The organism is Streptococcus sp. NSJ-72 (assembly GCF_014334035.1).
GTDB lineage: Bacteria > Bacillota > Bacilli > Lactobacillales > Streptococcaceae > Streptococcus > Streptococcus constellatus.
Genome location: NZ_CP060489.1, coordinates 829,773 through 852,153 on the forward strand (window position 1 = coordinate 829,773; position 22,381 = coordinate 852,153).

A 22,381-nucleotide genomic window follows, 5' to 3' on the forward strand; every position below is an offset into this window, starting at 1 on the left:
AACGAGGTGTTCTTTATGAAACAATTTTTAACCGAAGAAATTAAATCTGATTATTTAGAATCGCTGAAAACAATCGTTTCCTACCCGTCAGTTCTTAATGAAGGGGAAAATGGAACACCTTTCGGACAATCTATTCAAAACGTCTTAGAAAAAATGCTAGAGATCACTAGGAGTTTAGGTTTTAAAACTTACATTGATCCTAAAGGCTATTATGGATATGCAGAAATCGGTCAGGGAGAAGAACTCCTGGCCGTTCTCTGCCATTTAGACGTTGTTCCAGCAGGAGATTTGTCCGATTGGGAAACTCCTCCATTTGAAGCAACTATAAAAGATGGTTGGATACATGGACGCGGTGTTCAAGATGATAAAGGTCCATCCCTAGCTGCACTTTATGCTGTTAAAGCACTGATGGATGCAGGTGTGACATTTAACAAGCGGATTCGTTTCATCTATGGTACAGACGAAGAAACTCTGTGGCGCTGTATGGCTCGTTACAATGAGCTGGAAGAAACAGCGACGCTTGGTTTTGCACCGGATTCTTCTTTCCCGCTGACTTATGCTGAAAAAGGTTTACTGCAAGTTAAGTTACATGGTTCAGGTTCGCAAGAACTTGCTATTGAAGCAGGAGAAGCTTTTAATGTTGTACCTGCAAAAGCAAGCTATACGGGAAATTTAGCAGATTCATTAGAAGATGAATTGAAAAAACAGGCTTTTGAATACGAACGAACTGCAGATACAGTAACAGTCATTGGTGTCCCTAAGCATTCAAAAGATGCAGCCGAGGGAGTGAATGCTATTGTACGTTTGGCAATGGGGCTAAATCCACTTGTTCAACACTCTACTATTCAATTTATGGCTGAAGCAGTTGGTGAAGATGCTACAGGCAGCAGCTTGTTTGGTGAAATTTCAGATGAACCTTCAGGAACGTTGTCGTTCAATGTTTCTGGGCTAACTATAAATCAAGACGAGTCCGAGATTCGGATTGATTTGCGGATTCCAGTTCTTGCTGACAAAGATAAATTAGTACGAGAACTAAGTCAAATTGCTGAAAAATATCAATTACGTTATGAAGAATTTGACTATCTTGCACCGTTATATGTGCCACTTGATAGTGAATTGGTCAGCACCTTAATGGCTGTCTATAAAGAAAAAACCAATGATGATAGCCCTGCTGTGTCTTCTGGCGGTGCTACATTTGCTCGTACTATGCCAAATTGTGTAGCTTTTGGTGCACTTTTCCCTGGTGCTTTGCAAACAGAACATCAAGCGAATGAACGAACTGTGATTGACGATCTATATAAGGCAATGGATATTTATGCTGAAACGATTTATCGGTTGGCTGGAGAGGCTATTTAATTGCAAGTAATAAAAAGCTAGTATTAGTTAGAGGTAAACCGCCTCGAAAATTGGACAAATAATTATTGTAAGGATTTAGGACTCAATGTCAACTATAGTGGGTGACTTATAGCTGAGCACGAGAGGAGACGAAACTTGTCTTCTCTTTTTGCATGTTTAAAGCGATAAAAATACGAGTTTTAAGGTTTTCAAAGTTCCTAAACCCAAAGACGTCAAACATCAGGGGCTTGTCTTTAGAAACTTTTTAAAACTTTAAGAAGCCTGTTTTCATCACGTTAAACATCAAAAAAGAAGAGACCAATATGGTCCTTTCTCGATGTTGACTTTTCCTTACCCCCTACAGTTGACAAAGAGCCATTTTCCATTTTTATCTGAATTTAAAAAGCTCCATAGTCCCTGCGATGGATTTATCCACGACAGAAATTATAGAGTCTAATGAGAAACCTATATTTTTACAGATATTTTTATGAAATTTGCAATTTCTTCGGGGGTTTCTTTGAAACCATTTTTTATCCAAATAAAAATAATACTGATGATACTCGTAGTATATAAATCTAGAGCAAAATTTGGTGGAATTCCATAGGCCTCTCTAAGCTTTTGTTTATTTATTTTTTTAGAATGTAAAACGATTTCTTTTGCATATTCATTTACAATTAAGATGATATCTGGAAAATAGAGTATAAAAGCTAGAATGATATCCTTGTTATTATAAAGATAGGACAACATTTTTACTAAAATTTCAGTTTCAAAGTAAAGATCTGTGTATAATATTTTAGTGATTTCATCAAGTATTATTAAAATAGACTCATTAATGAATTCTTCTTTTGAATTGTAGTAGTTATAGAATGTTCCTCTACTCAAATTGGCTTTTTTACAAATTTCACTTACACTTATTTGTGATAAGTCTTTTGAATACATTAATATTGAAAGAGCTTTTAAGAATTCTGCATCAATTTTAGTTTTATCTTTCATTTTATTATCTCTACAATCAGCGTTAGATTCTTTAGCTATTATACTATACATTTGTACAAGTTTATAGTAATTAGTTTATGAATAGTTAACAAAAAGTGCTTATTTGTATAGAAATAATATTCTATTAATGGTAAAATAAATAAAGCATTGGGTTTATTCCCATATGATTATTATATAATTAAGAAAGGAAGTGTTATTTTGTTTAAGGTTAACAAGAAAACATACGATATTTCACAGACTAGACAACGTTTTTCTATTCGAAAATTTAAATTCGGGGCAGCGAGTATTGCTATCGCGACATTAATGTTTTTGGGATCGAATGCAGCAGTATCTGCAACTGAAATTACACCAAAAACTGCGACACAAGGTTCGGTGTTGAATTCAGAGGAAATTACAACGGTTAATAATAAAGAAGATAAAAAACAGGAAGAAATTTCCTCAGTATCTTCTGATTTAACTACTAACCAAGCTAACTCCACTACTGAAACTACTAAAAAAGTAGAAAAGGCATCAGAAACAGAGTCTAGCAACAATGTAGCAGACGATTTGATGAGCGAGTCTGCTCCTAAAACAACAGAAATTTCGGATTTAATAAAAGGTGCTCAATTTGTGACTGGTTCACAAACAAGAGACGCTGATTGGAAACCAGATGATAAATTAGAAGATAATAGTGTTGCTAAAACAATGGCTGAAACCGGTAAAGGTCAAATTTCTCGAATTAAATGGAGAAACGGTGTTACCGAAGTAACATATGCAGAGTTTAAAAATAATGATTTTTCAACTGGTTGGTCACAAAAACCCGGAGGGAATGATAACTATGCTGATGAAATTCTCCGTGTCAGAGCAGAATATGATAGAGAGCAAGATACTATCCACTGGCAAATTGTTGTAAAAGGCAATGCCTCAGGTAAATTTATGGGGGTAGCTAAGGATTTTTCTAGACCTTACTATCTTTTTACCACTTCACGTGGTCTTCACAAGCCAGAAAATATGGTGGTGCAGTCTGTGAGCTACACAGGAACACTACAAACTATGACTAGTTATCCTAGTGATGTAGACCGATGGGGGGCTTCTAGTAGAAAATTGTTTACCCCAAGTAAGGTTAACGTTAACGGGAAAGAAGCGGAGATTTTAGGTTCTTCTAAGTTTATGGACGATTGGACGAACGGTGATCGCTTAGGTAATACAGGTTCTAATAAAGAAAAAGGGCAAAAATATAATATTGAGAAACACGTATACTACTCTAAATATGGTTTTGAAGATTGGCTCGCTTCATCTAGTCAATCAGGTACTCGGATTTACAACTTTGATACAAAAATCAATAGACAAGAGTTAAATGAGTTAGGTCAGCTTCCTAATGTTGATAGTCAATTTGGTGATTGGATGGGTTGGGGGAGCCGTTTTCGCGAGAATACTGACCTAGTCAATAAAGTTTGGGTAACGGTTGGGATGACTTCTCGTGAAACTGGCGGAGGCATTGCTCATCCAGCTGGTCGCGGTATTTATAACTTTAGTAAAATTGCAACTGTAGATGTTTCTACATTAGCTAAAGATGCCGATGAATATTCGCCGCAGTATGATAATGGTTCAGGCTATCCAAATGATACAGTAAATCTTAAAATCAAAGAAAAAAATAATAAGCAAATTCCAGCAGGAACAACTTATAAGACCGAACCTAATTCGCCTATTACAGTTGATCAAAACACTGGGGAAGTAACTGTTAAGATCCCAGCTGATGCAAAACCAGGTAGTGCTATTACAGGTAATGTAACAGTGACTTACCCAGATGGTACTGTTGATACAGTTCCAGTTAATGTAACAGTTAAGAAATATCCAGATAATATTAAGTATTCACCAGAGGCTAAGCATAGGACTGTTGAACAACACGCGGAATTAGATGCAAAAGATAGCATTGCAAATACAAATGAATTGCCATCAAATTCAACGTATAAATGGAAAGATGGTCATAAACCAGACACCTCAACATCAGGTGAAAAAGACGGAATTGTTGAAGTTCACTATCCAGATGGTACTGTTGATGATGTGAATGTTAAAGTAACCGTTACATCGAAAAAAACTGATAATACAGCTCCAAAATTAACCGTCACTCCAGAGCAACAGACTGTTAAAGTGGATGAAGATATTACCTTTACGGTTACAGTTGAAGACGAAAATGAAGTTGCTCTAGGTTTAGATGATCTTAAAGCTAAGTATGGAAAAGATATCATTGCAGGTCGTGTTAAAATTGAGTATCTTACTAACGAAGCTAATAAGAAAGTCATGAAAGTGACAATTATGAAAGCCACTTTAGCAGATAAGGGCGCAATTACCTTTACTGCAAAAGATAAAGCAGGTAATCAAGCAGAACCTAAGACAGTTACCATCAATGTTCTTCCGCTTAAGGATAAGTACGAACCAAAAGGTAAGGACCAAACGGTTAAAGTAGGAGAAACACCAAAAGCGGAAGATTCCATTGGTAACGTTCCAGAATTGCCAAAAGGAACGAAGTTTGAATACGAAACACCGGTTGATACCACAACGCCAGGCGATAAAGATGCGAAGGTGATTGTGACTTATCCAGATGGCTCGAAGGATGAAGTTCCAGTGAAGGTTCATGTCACGAAGACTCCGACCCAAGCGGATAGCAACGAACCAAAAGGTAAGGACCAAACGGTTAAAGTAGGAGAAACACCAAAAGCGGAAGATTCCATTGGTAACGTTCCAGAATTGCCAAAAGGAACGAAGTTTGAATACGAAACACCGGTTGATACCACAACGCCAGGCGATAAAGATGCGAAGGTGATTGTGACTTATCCAGATGGCTCGAAGGATGAAGTTCCAGTGAAGGTTCATGTCACGAAGACTCCGACCCAAGCGGATAGCAACGAACCAAAAGGTAAGGACCAAACGGTTAAAGTAGGAGAAACACCAAAAGCGGAAGATTCCATTGGTAACGTTCCAGAATTGCCAAAAGGAACGAAGTTTGAATACGAAACACCGGTTGATACCACAACGCCAGGCGATAAAGATGCGAAGGTGATTGTGACTTATCCAGATGGCTCGAAGGATGAAGTTCCAGTGAAGGTTCATGTCACGAAGACTCCGACCCAAGCGGATAGCAACGAACCAAAAGGTAAGGACCAAACGGTTAAAGTAGGAGAAACACCAAAAGCGGAAGATTCCATTGGTAACGTTCCAGAATTGCCAAAAGGAACGAAGTTTGAATACGAAACACCGGTTGATACCACAACGCCAGGCGATAAAGATGCGAAGGTGATTGTGACTTATCCAGATGGCTCGAAGGATGAAGTTCCAGTGAAGGTTCATGTCACGAAGACTCCGACCCAAGCGGATAGCAACGAACCAAAAGGTAAGGACCAAACGGTTAAAGTAGGAGAAACACCAAAAGCGGAAGATTCCATTGGTAACGTTCCAGAATTGCCAAAAGGAACGAAGTTTGAATACGAAACACCGGTTGATACCACAACGCCAGGCGATAAAGATGCGAAGGTGATTGTGACTTATCCAGATGGCTCGAAGGATGAAGTTCCAGTGAAGGTTCATGTCACGAAGACTCCGACCCAAGCGGATAGCAACGAACCAAAAGGTAAGGACCAAACGGTTAAAGTAGGAGAAACACCAAAAGCGGAAGATTCCATTGGTAACGTTCCAGAATTGCCAAAAGGAACGAAGTTTGAATACGAAACACCGGTTGATACCACAACGCCAGGCGATAAAGATGCGAAGGTGATTGTGACTTATCCAGATGGCTCGAAGGATGAAGTTCCAGTGAAGGTTCATGTCACGAAGACTCCGACCCAAGCGGATAGCAACGAACCAAAAGGTAAGGACCAAACGGTTAAAGTAGGAGAAACACCAAAAGCGGAAGATTCCATTGGTAACGTTCCAGAATTGCCAAAAGGAACGAAGTTTGAATACGAAACACCGGTTGATACCACAACGCCAGGCGATAAAGATGCGAAGGTGATTGTGACTTATCCAGATGGCTCGAAGGATGAAGTTCCAGTGAAGGTTCATGTCACGAAGACTCCGACCCAAGCGGATAGCAACGAACCAAAAGGTAAGGACCAAACGGTTAAAGTAGGAGAAACACCAAAAGCGGAAGATTCCATTGGTAACGTTCCAGAATTGCCAAAAGGAACGAAGTTTGAATACGAAACACCGGTTGATACCACAACGCCAGGCGATAAAGATGCGAAGGTGATTGTGACTTATCCAGATGGCTCGAAGGATGAAGTTCCAGTGAAGGTTCATGTCACGAAGACTCCGACCCAAGCGGATAGCAACGAACCAAAAGGTAAGGACCAAACGGTTAAAGTAGGAGAAACACCAAAAGCGGAAGATTCCATTGGTAACGTTCCAGAATTGCCAAAAGGAACGAAGTTTGAATACGAAACACCGGTTGATACCACAACGCCAGGCGATAAAGATGCGAAGGTGATTGTGACTTATCCAGATGGCTCGAAGGATGAAGTTCCAGTGAAGGTTCATGTCACGAAGACTCCGACCCAAGCGGATAGCAACGAACCAAAAGGTAAGGACCAAACGGTTAAAGTAGGAGAAACACCAAAAGCGGAAGATTCCATTGGTAACGTTCCAGAATTGCCAAAAGGAACGAAGTTTGAATACGAAACACCGGTTGATACCACAACGCCAGGCGATAAAGATGCGAAGGTGATTGTGACTTATCCAGATGGCTCGAAGGATGAAGTTCCAGTGAAGGTTCATGTCACGAAGACTCCGACCCAAGCGGATAGCAACGAACCAAAAGGTAAGGACCAAACGGTTAAAGTAGGAGAAACACCAAAAGCGGAAGATTCCATTGGTAACGTTCCAGAATTGCCAAAAGGAACGAAGTTTGAATACGAAACACCGGTTGATACCACAACGCCAGGCGATAAAGATGCGAAGGTGATTGTGACTTATCCAGATGGCTCGAAGGATGAAGTTCCAGTGAAGGTTCATGTCACGAAGACTCCGACCCAAGCGGATAGCAACGAACCAAAAGGTAAGGACCAAACGGTTAAAGTAGGAGAAACACCAAAAGCGGAAGATTCCATTGGTAACGTTCCAGAATTGCCAAAAGGAACGAAGTTTGAATACGAAACACCGGTTGATACCACAACGCCAGGCGATAAAGATGCGAAGGTGATTGTGACTTATCCAGATGGCTCGAAGGATGAAGTTCCAGTGAAGGTTCATGTCACGAAGACTCCGACCCAAGCGGATAGCAACGAACCAAAAGGTAAGGACCAAACGGTTAAAGTAGGAGAAACACCAAAAGCGGAAGATTCCATTGGTAACGTTCCAGAATTGCCAAAAGGAACGAAGTTTGAATACGAAACACCGGTTGATACCACAACGCCAGGCGATAAAGATGCGAAGGTGATTGTGACTTATCCAGATGGCTCGAAGGATGAAGTTCCAGTGAAGGTTCATGTCACGAAGACTCCGACCCAAGCGGATAGCAACGAACCAAAAGGTAAGGACCAAACGGTTAAAGTAGGAGAAACACCAAAAGCGGAAGATTCCATTGGTAACGTTCCAGAATTGCCAAAAGGAACGAAGTTTGAATACGAAACACCGGTTGATACCACAACGCCAGGCGATAAAGATGCGAAGGTGATTGTGACTTATCCAGATGGCTCGAAGGATGAAGTTCCAGTGAAGGTTCATGTCACGAAGACTCCGACCCAAGCGGATAGCAACGAACCAAAAGGTAAGGACCAAACGGTTAAAGTAGGAGAAACACCAAAAGCGGAAGATTCCATTGGTAACGTTCCAGAATTGCCAAAAGGAACGAAGTTTGAATACGAAACACCGGTTGATACCACAACGCCAGGCGATAAAGATGCGAAGGTGATTGTGACTTATCCAGATGGCTCGAAGGATGAAGTTCCAGTGAAGGTTCATGTCACGAAGACTCCGACCCAAGCGGATAGCAACGAACCAAAAGGTAAGGACCAAACGGTTAAAGTAGGAGAAACACCAAAAGCGGAAGATTCCATTGGTAACGTTCCAGAATTGCCAAAAGGAACGAAGTTTGAATACGAAACACCGGTTGATACCACAACGCCAGGCGATAAAGATGCGAAGGTGATTGTGACTTATCCAGATGGCTCGAAGGATGAAGTTCCAGTGAAGGTTCATGTCACGAAGACTCCGACCCAAGCGGATAGCAACGAACCAAAAGGTAAGGACCAAACGGTTAAAGTAGGAGAAACACCAAAAGCGGAAGATTCCATTGGTAACGTTCCAGAATTGCCAAAAGGAACGAAGTTTGAATACGAAACACCGGTTGATACCACAACGCCAGGCGATAAAGATGCGAAGGTGATTGTGACTTATCCAGATGGCTCGAAGGATGAAGTTCCAGTGAAGGTTCATGTCACGAAGACTCCGACCCAAGCGGATAGCAACGAACCAAAAGGTAAGGACCAAACGGTTAAAGTAGGAGAAACACCAAAAGCGGAAGATTCCATTGGTAACGTTCCAGAATTGCCAAAAGGAACGAAGTTTGAATACGAAACACCGGTTGATACCACAACGCCAGGCGATAAAGATGCGAAGGTGATTGTGACTTATCCAGATGGCTCGAAGGATGAAGTTCCAGTGAAGGTTCATGTCACGAAGACTCCGACCCAAGCGGATAGCAACGAACCAAAAGGTAAGGACCAAACGGTTAAAGTAGGAGAAACACCAAAAGCGGAAGATTCCATTGGTAACGTTCCAGAATTGCCAAAAGGAACGAAGTTTGAATACGAAACACCGGTTGATACCACAACGCCAGGCGATAAAGATGCGAAGGTGATTGTGACTTATCCAGATGGCTCGAAGGATGAAGTTCCAGTGAAGGTTCATGTCACGAAGACTCCGACCCAAGCGGATAGCAACGAACCAAAAGGTAAGGACCAAACGGTTAAAGTAGGAGAAACACCAAAAGCGGAAGATTCCATTGGTAACGTTCCAGAATTGCCAAAAGGAACGAAGTTTGAATACGAAACACCGGTTGATACCACAACGCCAGGCGATAAAGATGCGAAGGTGATTGTGACTTATCCAGATGGCTCGAAGGATGAAGTTCCAGTGAAGGTTCATGTCACGAAGACTCCGACCCAAGCGGATAGCAACGAACCAAAAGGTAAGGACCAAACGGAAAACCAATCTAATACCAATTCAGGTACAAAAGCTTTACCAAATACTGGTGAAACTAATAGCCCATTCTTTACAGCTGCTGCAATGGCTGTCATTGTAAGTACAGGTGTATTATATGGTTTAGCACGTAACAAGAAAAGTGAAGAGACAGAGTAGTAAGTCTGGTAACGTACTCATATAGGCTCTTTATTAACTGTAGTGAGTTGACTGCATCTAACATCGAGAGAGGACAAAAAGTTGTCTTCTCTCTTTTGATGTTTAAGGCAATGAAAATGTGTGTTTTAAAGTTTGAAAAGTTTTAAAATCCGGAAGCTAGGTATTTGAGGTCCTTGATAAGCTTACTGATTGACTCCAAATTGGCATTGAAAATAAGAAAGCTTCAAGGTGCTCAGGATCTTGTTCTTGCCTTTCAAGAATGTCCTGAAGATAATCTGAAAGATAGGACGGACATTCGAGTAGGAGAAGTCGTTTTTGAATGAAAACTCTTTTAGTTTTGAGCCGTATATTTTTGTAGTAAAAAATATACCCGACAAAGGTAAGTGTAACAGTGGTACTGACATCTTAGATGATAATAGTAAATCAGTCCGTTCTCTTTGTAAGTTAATTTCATCGAAAAAGCACCCCAAAAGTTAGTCAGGAAATCTAACTTTTGGGGTGCAGTCGATAAAGGTAAGTGCTAGTTTTTTTATTGTTCAATCTTTACTGAAAAAGAATGGAGGTGCAAATTGTTTTAATTTGTTAAAACAGTCTTGCGCTTTTTGATTGTCCTCACAGATAATCAAGCAGACATCATCACCACAGACGGTTGCAACAATCTCAGAAAACTCCAAAGCGTCTAAGATAGAGCCGAATGATTGTGCCAAACCAGGGAGCGTTTTCATAACAACTTGATTTTGAACGGGTCGCAGCATAATCAAAGCATCTTCCATGTAGAGGCGCAAGCGCTTTTCCCAGCGTGAAGGCGCCATGCTGTTGATAATGTAATAAGAAACATCCGCTTCGTGCACTTTTACTAAATTTAAAGCTTTGATGTCGCGAGAAAGAGTAGATTGTGTGACAGTAACACCGTTTGCAGAAAGCAAATCTTGTAATTCTTGTTGTGTATGAATTTTTTTCTCTAGGACAAGCGAACGAATTAATCGATGACGGCTTTCAATTTTATTCATATTTCACCTATTATTTTATAAACATAGCATCTCCAAAGCTGAAAAAGCGGTATTTTTCATCAATGGCATGTTGATAAGCGGAGAGCACCAATTCTCGCCCTGCAAAGGCTGAAACGAGCATGACGAGAGTTGACTTGGGCAGATGGAAATTGGTAGAGAAAGCGTCTACGACTTTCCAATCGTAACCTGGTTTGATAAAAATGTTGGTCCAGCCGGAGTCAGCTTTAATTTCTCCATTAAACTTTGAGCCAATTGTCTCTAGTGTACGGATAGAAGTTGTTCCGACAGCTATGACACGTTTTCCACTAGCCTTGACTTGTCGAAGCGTTTCAGCGGCCTCGTCTGATAAAGTGTAAAATTCTGAGTGCATTTCATGTTCATCTACATTGTTTACAGAGACAGGTCGGAAGGTGCCTAGCCCGACGTGAAGCGTTAGATAAACTAATTTCACGCCTTTTGCTTCAATCTTAGCAAGTAATTCTTTTGTAAAATGAAGCCCCGCAGTTGGAGCAGCAGCTGAGCCATTTTCCTTGGCATAGACTGTTTGATAGCGTTCGCGATCTTTTAGTTTTTCGTGTATGTAAGGTGGTAAAGGCATTTCGCCGAGACTATCAAGTACTTCTAAGAAAATCCCTTGATAGTGAAAACGTACAATTCGTCCGCCGTGTTCTAATTCTTCTAAGACAGTTGCTGTCAAGCGTCCATCGCCAAAAGAAATAGCCGCCCCAACTTTTAAGCGTTTAGCTGGCTTTGCCAGCACTTCCCAATCATCACCTTCGATGTTTTTCAAGAGTAGCAATTCAACATGCCCGCCTGTTTCAGGTTTTTCACCGTGAAGGCGTGCAGGTAAGACGCGCGTATCGTTCATGACCAAAGCATCTCCAGGATGTAATTGATCAATAATTGCATCGAAGTGCGTATCTTCCATTTGACCAGTTTTGTGATTTACGACTAAGAGACGTGAGGCATCCCGTTTTTCTAAAGGGGTTTGTGCAATTAATTCTTCTGGCAAATGAAAGTCAAAATCAGCAGTATTCATATATTCTCCTTAAGCTGTAACTAAAATCCATAACGAATAACAACAAGCAAGCAGTGGCAGACACATGAGTAAAATTCCTAAAATCAGTAAGAGATAACGCCACATTTGCTTGGTGTTGAGAAAGATTGCAGTAATAAGAAAAGCAACTCCCATGAAAAATAAACAGAATAAATAGACTAACATTCTTCTATTATAGCACGATTTTTCGTGCAAACAAGCGTGGATTTTTTAAAAAGAAACAAATTCTCTTGACAAAAATTGGTCTATACCATATAATATGATTAAGTAAAGAAAAGGAGCTCAACGATGAGAATTATTCAAGTAGAAAATCAAGCAGCCGGTGGCAGAGTAGCCTTTGAATTGTTAAAAGAAAAATTAGCTGAAGGAGCAAAAACGATAGGTTTGGCAACAGGAAGCAGTCCTTTGAGTTTTTATGAGCAAATTGTTGAAAGTGACCTTGATTTGTCAGACTTAACCAGTGTGAATCTAGACGAGTACATAGGATTAAGTGGGGAAAATCCTCAGTCTTATCGTTATTTTATGCAAGAACATTTATTTAATCAAAAGCCTTTTAAAAAAAGCTTTTTACCAAATGGTGTTGCTGAAGACGCGGAAGCAGAAGTGAAACGCTACAACCAAATTTTGGTAGAGCATCCCGTTGACCTGCAAATTTTGGGAATTGGTACAAATGGTCATATTGGGTTTAATGAACCAGGGACGAGCTTTGATAGTACTGTTCATGTAGTGGATTTGGAGCAATCAACTATTGAAGCGAATGCTCGTTTCTTTGATAAAATAGAAGATGTACCGACGCAAGCTTACTCAATGGGGATTCGGAATATTCTCGATGCAAAATCTATTATTTTATTTGCTTATGGTGCTTCAAAAGCTAAAGCGATTGCAGGAACAGTAGAAGGACCGATTACAGAAGAATTGCCTGGAAGTGCTCTTCAAAAACATGAAGATGTGGTTGTTATCGCAGATAAAGAAGCCTTAAGCATTTTAAAAAAATAAGAATCTATTTCCTATCTAATTTTTAGGTAGGTTTTTTATTATTTAAAAAAAATTCCTTATCTTACAGGGAAAATATGCTATACTAGAAGATAAGTGAGAACTCAGGAGGATTCTAGTGAAAAAGTTGTTAACTATTGTTTGTTTTTTTGTGTTGTGTGTGGGAACAATCACTATTCATGCGGACGAGTTAGTTGATATGGCGCAAAAAATGTATCCAGACGAAAAGGTCAATCCAATCAATCGTCCGAAATCATCCTTGATAGTAGATGCTAATACGGGAAATATTCTTTGGCAAGATAATATCGATGAAGTTCGTGACCCAGCTAGCATGAGCAAATTGATGACTTTGTATTTAGTTTTTGAAGCGATTCAGCAAGGAAAGTTGAGTGAAAATACAGTTATCAAAGCGACACCACGTGATCAGGCTATTGCAAATATTTACGAGATTTCCAACAATAAAATAGTAGCCGGTGTAGATTATACTGTTTCTGAATTGATTACCATGACAGCAGTTCCTTCATCAAATGCAACGACAGTTATGTTGGCGAATTATCTATCAAACAATGATCCAGATACATTTTTGGACATGATGAATGCCAAAGCAAAAGAGTTGGGCATGACCAATACAAAATGGTTTAATGCCAGTGGAGCTGCAGCGGTTTCTTTTAAAGGATTATACACGCCACAACGTTATGATAATAATGCTGCCAATCAGACAACAGCACGTGATTTAGCTATTTTAAGCTACAATTTTGTCAAAAATTATCCAAATATTTTAAACTACACAAATAAATCAGTTGTAACGGTGAAAAAGGGAACGCCGTATGAAGAAACTTTTGAAACTTATAATTACTCACTTCCTGGTGCAAGATATGCTATAAAGGGGGTTGATGGCTTAAAGACAGGATCAAGTCCACGAGGAGCTTTTAACTACATTGCAACGATTAAGCGTGGAAAACAACGCTTGATTAGTGTTATCATGGGAGTTGGGAATTGGTCTGACCAAGATGGAGAATATTACCGCCATCCATTTGGCAATGCCTTGATTGAGAAAGCTTATGCTGATTATGAGTACAAAAAAATTTTCAAGGCTGGAGAACAAACAATCAATGGAAAAAGATATAACCTGTCAAAAGATTTCTATGCAACTGTGAAAAAAGGGGCGTCAGCAAAACCAGTTGTGGAAAATGGAGTGTTAAAAAATGATAATGGTTTGAAGCAACTTTCTTCGCTCATTGCAGATGGAGAAAGTGTCACAGACGTAAAGAAAAGAGCAACTAAAAATAATACAGCTAAATCAACAGTACAAAGTACTATAGCAAAGTCTAACGGAAAAAGTTTGAAGCAACTTTTTTTAGATTATTATATTTTTATTGCAGTTCCCATAGTGATTTTTTTGTTGATTATTGTTTTTGAAATCATGAGACGAAAGCAAAAAAGAATGAATCGCTCTTCTCATAGCAATACTCAGTTTTCTCGTCGTAACAAACGTTAATCATTTATTTGTAGAATAGAAAGCTCGATTGGTGATTCCAGTCGAGTTTTATCACATTTTTTAGGGAGAAAGAAAAAGTCATGTTTAGGAAATTTCAAAATAGCTATTTTGCCTATTTTTTAATGTATAACTTTTATTTTTTAGCATATGCACTTTTTTCGACTTTAATTTCAGTATATATGCTTGATAAGGGTTATTCAGCTAGTCAGGTGTCACTTGTTGTCTCTGCCTCATTCTTTTCTTCTATGATTGTTCAGCCACTCATGGGGATTTTAAACGATAAGATTGGCATTAAAAAAGTGACCATTTATAGTTTTCTTCTGATTAATATAGCTGCAATATTTTTTATGCAAGCCAATAATCTTTTATTGTTGACAGTCTGGTATAGTGCTGTTTTAATGTTGGTCAATGGAGTCAATCCTGTTATGGATGTGTTGGCTGCTAGAAGCCCTTATACTTATGGGAAAATCCGTATCTGGGGTACTTTTGGTTATGCAATGGGCTCACAATTAGCAGGATTGATTTATAAATTCATCTCACCGCAAGCAATTTTCATCGTGTTTATCGGTATGATGTGTGTGAGTATTCTTGGGGTATTTGGGATTGACCCAAAACATAATCAAGGTTCAAAAAAAGCCACACAAATGAAAAATGACTCTTCTATTGGGAAAATTTTCAAAAACAAAACATATTTGTTTTACCTTCTTATCGTGGCACTTTATTCTGGAGTTGGAAATACAGGGCATACATATATCCCTTCTATGCTAGAGCATAGCGGTTTAAGTGTTAATATGGCGACAACTGTGGTAGCTATTTCTGTAATTTGCGAGTCGCCATTGATTTTCTTTTCTTATCTTTTTATGGATAAGGTTCCAATTAAAAAATTGCTCTATATTCCTTTGGGGATTTTGCTTTTACAGTATGTGATTTATGGATTGGATTTGGGGCTTACTTCCAAAATTCTCTTAACTTTAATGTCAAAGCATGCTACAGGTATGTTGTTGATTATGGTGACTTTGAAGATTGTTGCTAACATAGTAGATGAGAATTATTTGGTCACAGCTATTGCTTTGGTGCAGACAGCGCGCAATTTGGGAACCATTCTTATTCAAAATATTGCAGGAGATATTATTGATAAATCTGGCTATGAAATGATGAGTTTTTTCTTAGCTGGTGTAATGGTTCTAGTGCTTGTTTTAGCTTTCTTTTTGAAAGTACCAAACAAGTCAAATCAGAAATTGTTTGGTTAAGAGAAGTATAAAGGGACTGGATTTTTTCCAGCCCCTTTATTAAGTACTTTGTCACTTTTGATGTTTGAATAAAAAGAGGCATGTACAGATAATGGAATCAATAGCTCGATAGATAGCTAAAAATGATAGTCTAATAGTAAAAGGTGATATTAAATCAAGGGAAGTTCCGTTTATTAAAGTCTACCTATGAATACGAATCTATCATTTTTCCGCATTATTGTGGCAAAAATATAGATTTTAAAAGCGCTTTCTTAGATGTATAATGAAAATATCAAAATCAGGAGGACTTTAGATATGTCAACTTTTAAAGATGGATTTCTCTGGGGTGGAGCTGTTGCGGCACATCAACTGGAAGGTGGCTGGCAGGAAGGTGGAAAAGGTATCAGTGTGGCGGATGTTATGACCGCAGCTCGTCACGGAGTGCCTCGGGAAATTACCCCAGGGGTCCTAGAAGGCAAGTACTATCCTAACCATGAGGCCATTGATTTTTATCATCGTTACAAGGGAGATATTGCTCTTTTTGCAGAGATGGGCTTCAAGTGTTTCCGGACTTCTATTGCCTGGACGCGGATTTTCCCTAAAGGAGATGAAAGAGAGCCTAATGAAGCCGGTCTACAATTTTATGACGACCTTTTTGATGAATGCCTCAAGTATGGTATTGAGCCTATTATCACTTTGTCTCACTTTGAAATGCCTTATCATTTGGTAACCGAGTACGGTGGTTGGAAAAATCGTCAGGTGATTGACTTCTTTGTCCGTTTTGCAGAAGTTGTTTTTGAGCGTTATAAGGATAAAGTCAAATACTGGATGACTTTCAATGAAATCAATAATCAAGCTAATTATCAGGAAGATTTTGCTCCCTTCACCAACTCTGGGATTGTCTACAAGGAAGGCGATGATCGCGAAGCAATCATGTACCAGGCTGCCCACTATGAACTAGTGGCTTCAGCGCGTGCTGTTAAGGTCGGCCATGAGATCAATCCTGACTTCCAAATCGGATGTATGATTGCCATGTGTCCTATTTATCCGGCTATTTGTAATCCAAAGGATATTCTTATGTCTATGAAAGCTATGCAGAAGCGTTATTACTTTACAGACGTGCATGTCTTTGGTCGATATCCTAAGCATATTCTCAAATACTGGGAAAGAAAGGGAATAAAGGTGGACTTTAGCGAGCAGGATCAGGAAGACTTGCTGGCGGGCAGTGTTGACTATATTGGCTTTAGCTACTACATGTCCTTTGCTATTGACTCCCATCGGGAAAATAATCCTTACTTCGACTTGTATATAATCCAATATTGACCGTTCCGTTTATTTTGGCTCCCATCGTCTCTGCTTCGATTGGTTACTGGTCTGTTCAACTTGGACTAGTTGGTAAAGCGATTGCCCAAACACCATGGCCAACACCTATTGGTATTGGAGCATACGTTGGTTCAGGTGGTAATATTGGTGCCTTTGTGGTTGCACTTATCTGTGCTCTGGCTGCCTTTGTAATTTGGTATCCATTTATTAAGATGTATGATACTAAGTTGTACAAAGAAGAAATGAACGGTGCTGAAGCGATTCAATAAATTTGTTTCCCCTTATAAAAGATTTGAGAAACTTTTTCGGAAGTTTCTCTTTTTTGCGAATAATTTCAGTAAAAGGGGAAAATAATTTATGCTAATAGCTTGTCAGGAAAATGGGAACCTACTAAATGCTGTGGAAGATACGGTAAATCCGCTGGATAAATTTCTCTGTCCAGCTTGTTTGGAGGCGGTCCGTTTTAAAAAAGGAAGAGTCATGCGACCGCATTTTGCTCATATTTCTTTAAAAGACTGTCATTTTTATACGGAAAATGAAAGCGCAGAACACCTGAATTTGAAAGCTGCCTTGTTTACTTGGGCCAGAAAGTCTAATCATGCAGTTCAAGTGGAAGCGTATTTACCTAAATTGCAACAAATTGCAGATCTGTTAGTAGAGAAACAGATTGCGCTTGAAGTTCAATGCAGTTCGCTGAGTCAAAAGCGCTTAAAAGAGCGTACGGACAGTTATCATCAGCACAGTTATCATGTTCTTTGGCTATTAGGAAAGAAACTTTGGCTGAAAGATTCTTTAACTAATTTACAAAAAGATTTTCTTTATTTCAGTCAAAATATGGGCTTTTATCTGTGGGAATTGGATGATAAAAAGCAGGAGATTCGGCTCAAGTATCTGATTCACGAAGATTTGCATGGTCGAGCTCAATATAAGGTCCAGTCTTTTCCTTTTGGTCAGGGCAGCCTTTTGACTGTTCTGCGAACGCCCTTTCAACGGCAGGAGATGACCAGTTTTTTAGCAAAAGAGGATAAAAATATTTGCCGTTATGTTCGTCAACAGCTCTATTATCAACAACCTAAATGGATGAAATTACAGGCAGAATTGTATCAAGCGGGTGATAATTTATTGACTAAAACGGCTAGTGACTTTTATCCGCAGGTTCAGCCTGTTCGTGCCAGCTCTTTTTGTCAGATTTTTCAAGACCTCACACCTTATTACCAACAATTTTCAGCTTATTATGAAAAGGAAAAGAATAAAAATTTCCAAATTCTCTATCCTCCAGCTTTTTATACAAGGATTTTATCAGTATTTATGATAGAATAGGAAAGACGGAGGAAATTTTATGGCAAAACAAAGAAATGAAATTGAAGAAAAATACACTTGGGATTTAACGACGATTTTCCCAACGGATGAAGCGTTTGAAATGGAATTAGCGCAAGTTTCAAAGGAATTAAAAGAAGCTAGTCATTTAGCAGGTCATCTTTTGGATTCAGCCGATAGCCTTTTAAAAACGACAGACATCCAAATGGATTTAATGCGTCGTATTGAAAAGCTCTATTCCTATGCTCACATGAAAAATGACCAAGATACGCGTGTGGCAAAATATCAAGAGTATCAAGCCAAGGGCATGGCTATTTATAGCGAGTTCGGGCAGGTGTTTGCTTTCTATGAGCCAGAATTTATGGCAATTACAGATGAACAGTATCAGGTTTTCTTAGTTGAAAAACCTGAATTGCAAATCTATCAGCACTTCTTTGACAAGTTATTGCAAAAGAAACCTCACATCCTTTCTCAACGCGAGGAAGAATTGTTGGCAGGTGCTGGTGAAATTTTTAGTGCTGCTGGTGATACTTTTGGAATTTTGGACAATGCCGATATCGTCTTTCCAATTGTACATGATGAAGAAGGCAATGAAGTACAATTGACGCATGGAAATTACATTAGCTTAGTGGAGTCAAAAAATCGTACAGTCCGTAAGGAAGCTTATGAAGCACTTTATAGCGTTTATGAACAATATCAACATACTTATGCTAAGACACTCCAAACAAATGTTAAGGTGCATAATTACAATGCAAAAGTACGTAAGTTTTCTTCGGCACGCGAAGCAGCCTTGTCTGCTAACTTTATTCCAGAAAGTGTTTATGAGAGCTTGGTGTCTGCAGTCAACAAACATTTACCGCTCTTACATCGCTATGTTCAGTTGCGAGCTAAGATTTTAGGCATTTCAGATCTCAAGATGTATGACGTTTATACACCGCTATCAGAGATAGATTATAAATTTACCTATGAAGCAGCTTTGATGAAAGCGGAAGAAGTTTTAGCAATTCTTGGAGATGATTATCTTAACCGAGTGAAAAAAGCCTTTTCAGAGCGTTGGATTGATGTTTGTGAGAATCAAGGTAAACGGTCAGGAGCTTATTCTGGCGGCTCTTACGATACTAATGCTTTTATGTTGCTGAATTGGCAAGATACCTTAGATAATCTCTTCACCTTGGTTCATGAAACGGGTCACAGTATGCATTCTAGCTATACTCGTGAAACACAGCCTTATGTTTATGGTGATTATTCTATTTTCTTAGCTGAGATTGCTTCTACTACCAATGAAAATATACTGACGGAGAAATTATTGGAAGAAGTAGATGACGATCAAACTCGTTTTGCGATTCTGAATCATTTCTTGGATGGCTTCCGCGGAACTGTTTTCCGCCAAACTCAATTTGCTGAGTTTGAGCATGCTATCCATAAGGCTGATCAAGAAGGTCAAGTCTTAACTAGTGAATTTTTGAATAATTTATACGCAGATTTGAACGAAAAATATTATGGATTGACGAAAGAAGATAATCCACAAATTCAATACGAATGGGCACGGATTCCTCATTTTTACTATGACTATTATGTATTTCAATATGCGACTGGTTTCTCAGCAGCATCTGCCTTAGCCGATAAAATTGTCAATGGAACACAAGAAGATAAAGAGAAATATCTCCATTATCTCAAAGCAGGAAATTCTGATTATCCGCTGAATGTCATTAAAAAAGCTGGTGTTGATATGGAAAAAGAAGACTATCTCAATGCTGCCTTTGCAGTCTTTGAACGTCGTCTTGATGAATTTGAAGCACTTGTAGAAAAGTTAGGCTTGGCATAAATGGTTAAATCCTATAGTAAAAATGCCAATCACAATATGCGTCGCCCCGTTGTCAAGGAAGAAATAGTTGATTTTATGCGGACACGGCAAAAACGAGTTTCGGGCTCTTTGGAAGAGCTCGAAAATTTTGCTCATGCAGAAAATATTCCCATTATTCCTCACGAAACAGTTGCATATTTTCGTTTTTTGTTAGAAACGTTACAGCCTGAAAAAATTTTGGAAATTGGGACAGCCATTGGTTTTTCAGCACTTTTAATGGCAGAACATGCACCACATGCGCAAATTACAACGATTGATCGCAATCCAGAAATGATTGCTCTTGCTAAAGCAAATTTTGCCAAGTTTGATAAGCGCAGGCAAATTACATTGCTTGAAGGAGACGCAATGGCTATTCTTCCCAGCTTGAAAGATTTCTATGACTTTGTCTTTATGGATTCTGCCAAGTCCAAATACGTTGTTTTTCTGCCGGAAGTTCTGAAACACCTTGATTCGGGAGGAATTATCATCATAGACGATGTTTTCCAGGGTGGAGATGTTGCTAAGGATATAATAGAAGTACGTCGAAGTCAGAGAACCATTTATCGTGGCTTGCAAAACTTATTTGATGCAACGCTTGATAATCCAGATTTAACAGCTACCTTATTACCGCTTGGTGATGGTTTGTTGATGATTCGAAAAAAATGAGATATTTGTGATTTTCTTATTATTAACAAGTTTTTAGAAAAATTTAAGATATTAAATTGATTTTATGGTACAATAAGAAAGTGAATTAAATAAAGGAGTTTTCATAATGAAGAAAAAAATTCTAGCAGGAGCTATTACGCTTTTGTCAGTTGTAACATTAGCAGCATGCTCACAAGCTGGTGGTAAAGACATTATCACGATGAAGGGAAATACAATTACTGTCAATGATTTTTATAATAAAGTAAAAAATAATGCAGCTGCTCAACAAGTACTTCTCAATATGACCATTCAAGAAGTTTTTGAAAAGAGTTATGGTAAACATGTTACAGAAAAAGAAGTCACTGAAACGTTCAATAAGAGTAAGAGCACTTACGGAACTGCTTTTCAACAAGTATTGGCAAGAGCAGGATTGACGGAAGATACTTATCGTGAACAAATCAGAACCAACAAATTGGTCGAATATGCTGTCAAAAAAGCAGCAGAAAAAGAATTGACAGATGCAAATTATAAAAAAGCATACGAATCTTATACACCAGAAGTGACTGCTCAAATCATCAAAGTAGACAACCAAGACAAAGCAAAAGAAGTATTGGCAAAAGCAAAAGCCGAAGGTGCTGATTTCGGACAAATTGCCAAAGAAAATTCTACAGATAAGAAGACAAAAGATAAGGGTGGCGAAGTGAAGTTTGACTCAGCTTCAACAGATGTTCCAGATGCTGTTAAAAAGGCTGCTTTTGCTCTTGAAGCAAATGGTATTTCTGATGTTATCACCGTTAAATCATCAACCTATTCTTCAAGTTATTACATTGTGAAACTAAATAGTAAGTCTGAAAAATCAGCAAACTGGAAAGACTATAAGAAACAACTGAAAAATGTTATCTTAACACAAAAGCAAAACAATCGAACCTTTATTCAAAGAATTGTTGCCAAAGAATTGCAAGCAGCTAACATTAAAGTGAAAGATCAAGCTTTCCAGAATCTGTTCTCACAATATGTCAAGTCAGATAGCAAATCAACATCTAGCTCGTCATCTTCATCAAAATAAGTTGACGAAAAGCTCATAAGCGAGTATAATAAATCTATTGAGAATTGATTTTTGACCTCTTAGCCCAGAGAATTGGCGGTGCTGCAAGCCATGTGAGAGCTAAAACCATGCTACTCAGAGAAAAAATTGCATACATAATGAGAATGACAAGTTCATTGAATGAAGGTGGTACCGCGGTTTTTCGCCCTTCGTCTAGTGAACTTGTTTTTTGGCGAGGAATTGTCATGAAAACCTACCTTGTAAAGCAGAAATTTCGCTTTGGTAGTGAAAAGTTTGATATCAAAGATGATCGAGGAAACGTTGATTATCAAGTGGAAGGAAGCTTTTTAAAAATTCCAAAAACCTTCACCATTTATGACTATAAAGGTGAATTAGTGAGTCAGATTAGTAAAAAAACACTTACTTTTTTGCCCCAATTTGAAGTTCAATTGTGCAATGGTTCGAATTTTTATATTCGTAAAAAATTTACCTTTTTACGAGATAAATATGAATTTGACAACTTAGGTTTGCGCGTGGAAGGAAACATCTGGGATTTAGAATTTCGTTTGCTAGATGATCAGGGACAAGTAATTGCAGAGATTTCAAAAGAGTTATTTCATCTGACTTCCACTTATCAGGTTACGATTTATGAGGATTCCTATGCTGATTTGATCATTTCATTATGTATCGCCATTGACTATGTGGAGGCTCTCGAAAATAGTTCTTAGAGTTCGAGATAGGCAATAGGAAAATCATCTAAA

13 protein-coding genes and 3 pseudogenes are annotated in these 22,381 nt (G+C 38.7%); 12 read left to right on the top strand and 4 right to left on the bottom strand.

Annotated elements, in window-relative coordinates; genetic code table 11:
- Positions 1–15: 15 nt before the first annotated feature.
- Positions 16–1,356 (top strand): dipeptidase, encoded by a 1,341-nt coding sequence (locus tag H8787_RS04165; RefSeq protein ID WP_187328297.1) that lies wholly within the window; start codon positions 16–18, stop codon positions 1,354–1,356.
- Positions 1,357–1,800: 444 nt separating this feature from the next.
- Here the strand turns inward: H8787_RS04165 and H8787_RS04170 are convergent, their stop codons facing one another.
- Entirely contained in the window at positions 1,801–2,328 is a 528-nt protein-coding gene (locus H8787_RS04170; RefSeq protein WP_049476574.1) for a TetR/AcrR family transcriptional regulator, read from the bottom strand.
- Between the two features lie 198 nt (positions 2,329–2,526).
- On the opposite strand from H8787_RS04170, the gene H8787_RS04190 reads away from it, so the two are divergent.
- Complete coding sequence (locus H8787_RS04190) at positions 2,527–9,660, top strand: Rib/alpha-like domain-containing protein (protein WP_262350659.1); 7,134 nt, start codon at positions 2,527–2,529, stop codon at positions 9,658–9,660.
- A gap of 57 nt (positions 9,661–9,717) precedes the next feature.
- Here the strand turns inward: H8787_RS04190 and H8787_RS10095 are convergent.
- The 3 genes and pseudogenes from H8787_RS10095 to queA form a co-directional block, all read right to left on the bottom strand.
- Positions 9,718–9,959, bottom strand: a pseudogene (locus tag H8787_RS10095) (transposase); the annotation flags it as partial.
- A gap of 237 nt (positions 9,960–10,196) precedes the next feature.
- A complete protein-coding gene (locus H8787_RS04195) occupies positions 10,197–10,670 on the bottom strand; it encodes an arginine repressor (RefSeq protein ID WP_003069883.1) in 474 nt (157 codons plus the stop codon).
- Between the two features lie 10 nt (positions 10,671–10,680).
- Positions 10,681–11,709 (bottom strand): tRNA preQ1(34) S-adenosylmethionine ribosyltransferase-isomerase QueA, encoded by a 1,029-nt coding sequence (queA, locus tag H8787_RS04200; RefSeq protein ID WP_187328298.1) that lies wholly within the window; start codon positions 11,707–11,709, stop codon positions 10,681–10,683.
- A 306-nt stretch (positions 11,710–12,015) separates the two neighbouring features.
- On the opposite strand from queA, the gene H8787_RS04205 reads away from it, so the two are divergent.
- From H8787_RS04205 to H8787_RS04250, 10 genes and pseudogenes are all read left to right on the top strand, one after another.
- Positions 12,016–12,723, top strand: a complete 708-nt coding sequence (locus H8787_RS04205) for a glucosamine-6-phosphate deaminase (protein ID WP_003069878.1) — start codon at positions 12,016–12,018, stop codon at positions 12,721–12,723.
- 115 nt (positions 12,724–12,838) lie between these two features.
- Positions 12,839–14,218 carry a DUF1958 domain-containing protein gene (locus H8787_RS04210; protein WP_187328299.1) on the top strand — a complete coding sequence of 460 codons (1,380 nt, stop codon included), beginning with the start codon at positions 12,839–12,841 and terminating at the stop codon, positions 14,216–14,218.
- An 80-nt stretch (positions 14,219–14,298) separates the two neighbouring features.
- Complete coding sequence (locus H8787_RS04215; protein WP_049494016.1) at positions 14,299–15,468, top strand: MFS transporter; 1,170 nt, start codon at positions 14,299–14,301, stop codon at positions 15,466–15,468.
- A gap of 294 nt (positions 15,469–15,762) precedes the next feature.
- Positions 15,763–16,749: pseudogene (locus H8787_RS04220) on the top strand (6-phospho-beta-glucosidase); the annotation flags it as partial.
- Positions 16,743–17,039: pseudogene (gene celB / locus H8787_RS04225) on the top strand (PTS cellobiose transporter subunit IIC); the annotation flags it as partial. The pseudogenes H8787_RS04220 and celB, both read left to right, overlap by 7 nt.
- An 88-nt stretch (positions 17,040–17,127) precedes the next feature.
- Positions 17,128–18,090, top strand: coding sequence for a competence protein CoiA (locus H8787_RS04230; RefSeq protein WP_187328300.1), 963 nt, complete (start codon positions 17,128–17,130; stop codon positions 18,088–18,090).
- 19 nt (positions 18,091–18,109) lie between these two features.
- Positions 18,110–19,912, top strand: coding sequence for an oligoendopeptidase F (gene pepF / locus H8787_RS04235; RefSeq protein ID WP_048800444.1), 1,803 nt, complete (start codon positions 18,110–18,112; stop codon positions 19,910–19,912).
- On the top strand, positions 19,913–20,596 hold the full coding sequence (locus H8787_RS04240; RefSeq protein WP_187328301.1) for an O-methyltransferase: 684 nt from the start codon (positions 19,913–19,915) through the stop codon (positions 20,594–20,596).
- 106 nt (positions 20,597–20,702) lie between these two features.
- Positions 20,703–21,641 carry a peptidylprolyl isomerase PrsA gene (gene prsA / locus H8787_RS04245; RefSeq protein WP_003069861.1) on the top strand — a complete coding sequence of 313 codons (939 nt, stop codon included), beginning with the start codon at positions 20,703–20,705 and terminating at the stop codon, positions 21,639–21,641.
- A gap of 137 nt (positions 21,642–21,778) precedes the next feature.
- Entirely contained in the window at positions 21,779–22,348 is a 570-nt protein-coding gene (locus H8787_RS04250; RefSeq protein WP_080654547.1) for an LURP-one-related/scramblase family protein, read from the top strand.
- The last annotated feature ends 33 nt before the right edge of the window (positions 22,349–22,381 follow it).